Source organism: Ilyobacter sp., from assembly GCF_041583315.1.
Lineage (GTDB): Bacteria > Fusobacteriota > Fusobacteriia > Fusobacteriales > Fusobacteriaceae > Ilyobacter.
In genome coordinates this window covers 1-2,201 of sequence record NZ_JBFHGC010000492.1, presented here as the reverse complement: position 1 = coordinate 2,201, position 2,201 = coordinate 1, and the positions used below count along the sequence as shown (strand labels likewise).

Below are 2,201 nucleotides of genomic sequence, written 5' to 3'. Positions count from 1 at the left end.
ATAAAGGGCTCCACAAATTCCATTTTCTGCTCTCCCACCGCCATATATTTGTGCTTTTTCTATAAATTCATCCGATAAGTCAAATTCTTCTTGATAAACTTTTAAAACTGACTGAATACAATTTAAATTGTCTTTCCCGTGAAAATGTTCCATTGCCTGTTGCTTTTTCATTTTTATTCATCTGCTAACAAAAATTTATATAAATCTATACATTTTTGATTTTTCCTGCTTCACCCTGTCTCGCCTCGCCTAAGCTACTAAGATTTGTTATAACAGTCCACAGGCTTAAATTCCCGTCTTAGCCAACGGTACATATGAATATTAGCTTTTTAATTTGCTATTTTATATTCATTTGCATCCCTTAAATTAAATGAAGCATTTAAATCTCTGTCCTCTATATATCCACAACCACATATGTACTTTCTATCTCTCAATTTTAATTCTGTTTTGAGAGAACCACAGTTGTTACAAATTTTTGAAGATGGATACCATCTGTCTACCTGTCTTATTTGAATACCTCTTTTATTGGCTTGAGCTTTTAAAAAAAGAATTAAATAATACCATTTTTGTTTGGCTATAGATTTAGATAAATGCTTATTTTTCATCATTCCTTTAATATTTAAATCTTCGATAGTTATGAACTGTGGATTGTTTTTTACCATTGAGTTCACTACGAATCTTATATATTCAGTCCTGATGTTGCTAAGTTTAAAATGTATTTTTTGTAGATTTAATATAGCTTTCAAAATATTTTTGTTAGTAGTCTCACCTCCTATTTTTTTATTTTCATTTTTTCTTGAAAGTCTTTTTTGTATTCTTTTTAATTTCTTTTCTAACTTTTTAACTTTGATAGTTTTATTAATTTTAGAAATAAGTTTTTTTAAATACAAGTTATAAACAACTCTACAATTACCTATGTTTTGATGAATTTTTTGTTTTTGTTCTTCAATTGGTTTAATTTCTATTAGATAACTTTTCATCTTGAATCACCTTCTATGCCACACCCTTAAAGTATGTGGTGTAATTCCTATAAATTTTTTACTATAGTTATCATCTCCTTTTTAGTCACCAACTGCACATATTTTTTGTGTTATTCGTGACTCAGTTTTTTTTCTTTTAGATTTTTAATTAATTTCACAAAAATAGGAGGAAGGCTAGTACCCTCCCTCCTACTATTAATTTCTTATATATCTTTTTTTACTACTATTAAGTTTTTAGCATCTATACTATTTATCTCCACAACTTCATCATCGGGAGTTTTTATGGAAATTACCCTCTGTGAGTTAGATATTATTTTTAACTCAGTGTATAATTTTATACCCATTCCAGCAAAGAAATTTTTAATCACAGGAGTTCCTTTGACATCTAAAACGCTTACAGAATCTCCCTCTAAAAAATTAGTGATGGCATCAGGTTTAAAAAATTCTACTTGATTTTTAAGATTTCCCAATATTTTAGTGAATACTGTAGTAAATATTTCTAAATTTTCTGTTTCTATATTTCTTGTAATACTTGAAATTATCATTTTATGAAAATTATTGTGATAAGTAAGTGCATTCTCACCTTTTTTTGATAGGGAAACAAAAACTTTTCTTCTGTCATTATCCGATCTTTTCCTAGTTATAAAACCCTTAGTGGATAATTTATTTATGGCAACTGTGGCAGTCCCCATGGTAATACCTAATTTATCAGATAAATTATTCATAGACAATGATTGGTTTCCAATAGCTTCTATAACATGAAGTTCTGTGGTAGTTAAACATTTAATTCCTTGTTTAAGTGCCAATGATTCCGTTTCATAAAAAAGTTTAGTAAAATCTTCTATTACCTTATTAACTGTTTCTAAAGACATATGCCCCCCTTTAACCCCTTAATTTTTCTATTTGTTCCTTGTAATCTCCACCAAATACGAAAGATCCGGCTACAAATATATTTGCCCCAGCCTCTATACATGGTTTAATTGTAATATCTGTGATACCACCATCTATCTGAATATCTACTGTAGGAGCGATCTCCCTCACTTCCTTTATTTTTTTTATAGTAGACGGTATAAATGTTTGCCCTCCAAACCCAGGGTTGACAGACATAAGTAATACCATGTCTACGTCGCAAATAATGTCCTCGAGTAGCTCCACTGGCGTGTGAGGATTAAGTGTGACACCTGCTTGCATGCCAGCTGCGTGGATGCGTTGTATGGTTCT

At 30.3% G+C, this 2,201-nt stretch carries 3 protein-coding genes; all 3 read right to left on the bottom strand.

Annotation, left to right across the window (positions count from 1 at the left end):
- Window positions 1–329: 329 nt before the first annotated feature.
- On the bottom strand, window positions 330–980 hold the full coding sequence (locus ABZA26_RS13335) for an RNA-guided endonuclease TnpB family protein (protein ID WP_372714992.1): 651 nt from the start codon (window positions 978–980) through the stop codon (window positions 330–332).
- Window positions 981–1,183: 203 nt separating this feature from the next.
- Window positions 1,184–1,852 carry a MarR family winged helix-turn-helix transcriptional regulator gene (locus tag ABZA26_RS13330; protein WP_372714991.1) on the bottom strand — a complete coding sequence of 223 codons (669 nt, stop codon included), beginning with the start codon at window positions 1,850–1,852 and terminating at the stop codon, window positions 1,184–1,186.
- A gap of 10 nt (window positions 1,853–1,862) precedes the next feature.
- The coding region (locus ABZA26_RS13325) for a ribulose-phosphate 3-epimerase (RefSeq protein ID WP_372714990.1) at window positions 1,863–2,201 on the bottom strand (339 nt) is incomplete at its 5' end.